The organism is Bacteroidales bacterium, from assembly GCA_018334875.1.
In the GTDB taxonomy this organism is placed as follows: Bacteria; Bacteroidota; Bacteroidia; order Bacteroidales; family UBA12077; genus JAGXLC01.
This window is the reverse complement of record JAGXLC010000042.1, coordinates 19,527-23,476: the sequence shown is the minus strand read 5'-3', so window position 1 is coordinate 23,476 and position 3,950 is coordinate 19,527. Positions and strand designations below refer to the sequence as shown.

The window sequence follows — 3,950 nt, the reverse complement described above, 5'->3', positions numbered from 1 at the left end:
AGCCGTGAATATTATACCCGTTTCGCTGAGGAACTTCCTGACGATACGGTGATTCTCACGGCAGGTTGTGCCAAATATCGTTACAACAAACTCAATCTTGGTGACATCGGCGGCATACCAAGAATGTTGGATGCCGGTCAGTGCAACGACTCTTACTCGCTGGCAGTGATTGCGCTCAAGCTGAAAGAAATTTTTGAACTGAACGACATCAACGAGCTGCCGATAGAATACAACATTGCATGGTACGAGCAGAAAGCCGTAATCGTATTGCTGGCACTGCTTTCCCTGGGCGTGAAGAACATCAAGCTCGGCCCGACGCTGCCGGCCTTCCTTTCCGCAAACGTAGCCAATGTGCTGGTTGACAAGTTCGGCATCAGCGGCATCAACACCGTTGAGGAGGATATGAAGGCCATGCTGGCGTAATTAGTATTTGATGAAGAAGTTGGCAGTTGGCAAAAGGCAGTTGGCAACCCTGAAGGCTGCAGTTGGCAGAGATATTCAATAGTCATTCTGTGGTCATTCATCCATAAGGTGGCAGCTTATTATATTGCAGAATCAAATTTAAGGAAATAAGATTAAGCAATACAGTTGGCAGTTGGCAAAAGGCAGTTGGCAAAAGGATGCCGGAAACCGAAAAGGTCAGCTGGTAAAAGTTTCTGATTGAGTTGGTAATGATTAAAAGGCAGTTGGCAACTACAAAAGCCAAAGGCAGCGAGAGAAGCCAAAGGCAATACAAGTGTCATTGATAATTACTTGGTAAAAAAGTTGGCAATGACTGTAAGTATAGGCAGAAGTTGAGATGAAGGATATAATAAGCTTTAAGGGTCGTAGTTAAACATGATCAAATAACTCTTTAAAGAAAAATCCAGATAAATATCGCCCCATACGCTGAATGAGGCTATGGGGTTTGCCAACTGATTTTGTCCCTTGCCAACTTCTTCCTCAAACCTTAAACCCTTTCTAACAACCCAATGACCCTTGCATTCTTCTGCCAACTGTAGCTTTCAGAGTTTGCCAACTGCCAATTGCCAACTGCCAACTTTTTTAACAAATTCTTTTATCACAATAAAAAACTAATTTATGAAAATCACTAAAATAACCGATGCAGAACCCCGAAAAAACCCCCATGGCGTAGATGCAAGAAAGCTTTACGATTCGGAGCATGCCATGGCCACTCACATTACGCTTAAACCCGGAGAACAGTTGAAAAGACACATCACCCCGGTGGATGTTTTCTTCTATGTGCTGGAAGGAAAAGGGATCATTGAAGTTGGTGATGAAACCCAGGAGGTGGAAGCCGATACATTAATCGACAGCCCGGCCAAAATTCCCCATTGCTGGTACAATCAAAGCGACTCCGATTTAAGGGTACTGGTAGTAAAAGTGCCAAAGCCCACCGAAAGTACAAAGGTACTGTAATATTATATGAAGGAAAATTCGGATTAGTTCGGCAAAGGTTGATAATGCTTCGGCAGTGATGAATGATGGTTCGGCATAAATTGATGGTAATCCGAATTATAAAAGTTGGCAAAATGGTCCGTTGGAGTGGCAAGTCGTAAGCCTTGTAGCCACGGCACTTTTATTATTAAACCAAAGAAGACAATTCGGAATTAAGGTCCATAAAACAAATGCAGCTACATACAACCCGAGACCCGAGACCCGAAACCCGAGACAACATCCGTTTCACGCAAAGAGCAGCAAACTAACGGCCATCACCGCCATCCCGGCAATGAGCCCGTAGATCGACCAGTGATGCTTGCCGTACTCCCTGGCAGCAGGCAACAGCTCATCAAACGATATAAAAACCATGATACCGGCGACGGCTGCAAACAAAATACCAAAAACCGCCGGATTTAAGAAAGGCATGAGTATCAGGTAACCGATAAGGGCACCCAGCGGCTCGGCCAACCCGGATAAAAAGGAATGCAGAAATGCCTTCTTCTTACTTCCTGTAGCATAGTATATGGGTACCGATACGGCAATCCCTTCCGGGATATTATGGATGGCAATGGCAACGGCAATGGCCAGTCCCAGGGCCTGATCACTGAGGGCTGCAGTAAAGGTAGCCAGCCCTTCGGGAAAATTGTGTATGGCAATAGCCAAAGCAGTAAAAAAGCCCATTTTCATCAGCCTGGGATCTCTTGCCAGACTGCCTTTTTCCATCTCTTCCACCATTTTTACCTCATGGGGATTCTCCCCTGACGGGATCAGGTAGTCAATCAGACCGATAAACAAGATTCCCCCAAAAAAGGAAAGAACAGTAATCACATAACCAACATCCCCTCCCAGGTGACCTGCGAGAGATTCCCTGGCTTTAAAGAATATCTCGATCATGGAAACATAAATCATCACGCCGGCAGAAAAACCAAGTGCCAAAGATAAGAACCGTGTATTGGTGGTTTTGGTGAAAAAAGCCAGCAAACTGCCTATCCCGGTTGCCAATCCGGCAAAAAGGGTAAGTGCGAACGCATAAAGAATGTCCTCTGAAAACATGAACTATAAAGATTATATTTCATTACCAAATCAATGCCCGGTCATGTAAAATATGGTCTTTTACTCCTCAAAAAAATTGCCGGAGTTTCCCAATTTTTCATAGTTTTCATCAACAGAAAGGTTATCTTCCTTTGATGCTTCAACGGCAAGCTGATCACAGCGCTCATTCTCTGTTATATCGGCATGAGCTTCCACCCAGTAAAATTGTACATTGTGTTTTCTGTACAACTCCAGCAACCTTTTCCACAGATCGGGGTTTTTCTTTTTCTTAAACCGTTTCTTCTCCCAGTTGAACACCCAGCCTTTCTCAATGGCATCGGCTACATAACGGGAATCGGTATACAATGTGACATTCGAGCCTTCTTTTTTGAGTTGTTCAAGGGCTTTGATCACAGCCAGAAGTTCCATCCGATTGTTGGTGGTTTTTCGGAATCCCTCGGATAACTCCTTCCTGTGCTTTCCTGACATCATCACAACACCATACCCTCCGGGGCCGGGATTTCCGCGGGACGCGCCGTCGGTATATATCACTATATCATGGGCCATATCTTTTATTTAAAGTATCAAATTTCAAGCACCAAATAACAAAACTTGTCCGGCTTTTGACGGATAATATCCAATTTATAAATTCCAATGATTTAAACATTCAATATCAAATAGGTATAATCGCGCTGAAACTTTTGGTCATTGAATTTTAGAATTTATTTGAAATTTGTTATTTGGTGCTTTATTATCTTATCACCTGCGGACAGGCCCGCCTGTCCCAGTCGGGCAGGCATTCAATCATTCTATCACTTGTCCACAATATCCATCTCTTCAATGAGCCGGTCGGCTCCTGCAACTTTATCAATAACGAACAGCACGTAACGGATATCCACGCTAATGGTTCGCTGGAGGCTGGGCTCAAATTGAATGTCGCCGGTCATAGATTCCCAATTGCCATCAAAAGCTATTCCTACCAGTTCTCCTTCGCCGTTGAGAACAGGACTTCCTGAGTTGCCGCCCGTAATATCGTTGTCAGAGATAAAACAAACCCGCATGGTCCCGTCATCACCATAGGGACCGTAATCTTTATTCTCATACAGCGTTTTCAGTTTATCCTCAACAAAGAATTCATCATTCGTTGGATCTTCCTTTTGCATAATACCCTTCATCGTGGTATAGTAATCATAATGCACGGCGTCTCTCGGGTAAAAATCGTTGATGGTTCCATAAGTCAGGCGCATCGTAAAATTGGCCTCGGGATAGAATTGTTGATCCTCCTGCATTTCGCGCAGACCTTGCATAAACAAACGCTGACCTTTGCTAAGCTGGTCAGCATAGCTACGGTACTGCTGACGGATTTCCATAAGTTTATCCTGCACGGTCTGCATAGCAGTATAGGCCGGATCATTTTCCAGAATTTCCACTTTTGGATTCTCAAAAAAGTTGTTCAACTTGTTCATCGAAGTAAATAC

5 protein-coding genes are annotated in these 3,950 nt (G+C 44.1%); 2 read left to right on the top strand and 3 right to left on the bottom strand.

Going from position 1 to position 3,950, the window contains the following annotated elements:
• Both KGY70_05700 and KGY70_05695 read left to right on the top strand, forming a co-directional pair.
• Nucleotides 1-423, top strand: a 423-nt coding sequence (locus KGY70_05700; protein ID MBS3774658.1) for a hydroxylamine reductase, incomplete at its 5' end; no start/stop codon positions are given.
• A 657-nt stretch (nt 424-1,080) separates the two neighbouring features.
• Complete coding sequence (locus KGY70_05695) at nt 1,081-1,419, top strand: cupin domain-containing protein (protein ID MBS3774657.1); 339 nt, start codon at nt 1,081-1,083, stop codon at nt 1,417-1,419.
• A 264-nt stretch (nt 1,420-1,683) separates the two neighbouring features.
• Here KGY70_05695 and zupT read toward each other — a convergent pair whose 3' ends face one another.
• From zupT to KGY70_05680, 3 genes are all read right to left on the bottom strand, one after another.
• Nucleotides 1,684-2,493, bottom strand: coding sequence for a zinc transporter ZupT (zupT, locus tag KGY70_05690; GenBank protein MBS3774656.1), 810 nt, complete (start codon nt 2,491-2,493; stop codon nt 1,684-1,686).
• Nucleotides 2,494-2,553: 60 nt separating this feature from the next.
• Entirely contained in the window at nt 2,554-3,039 is a 486-nt protein-coding gene (gene rnhA, locus KGY70_05685) for a ribonuclease HI (GenBank protein ID MBS3774655.1), read from the bottom strand.
• Between the two features lie 245 nt (nt 3,040-3,284).
• The coding region (locus tag KGY70_05680; protein MBS3774654.1) for a S46 family peptidase at nt 3,285-3,950 on the bottom strand (666 nt) is incomplete at its 5' end.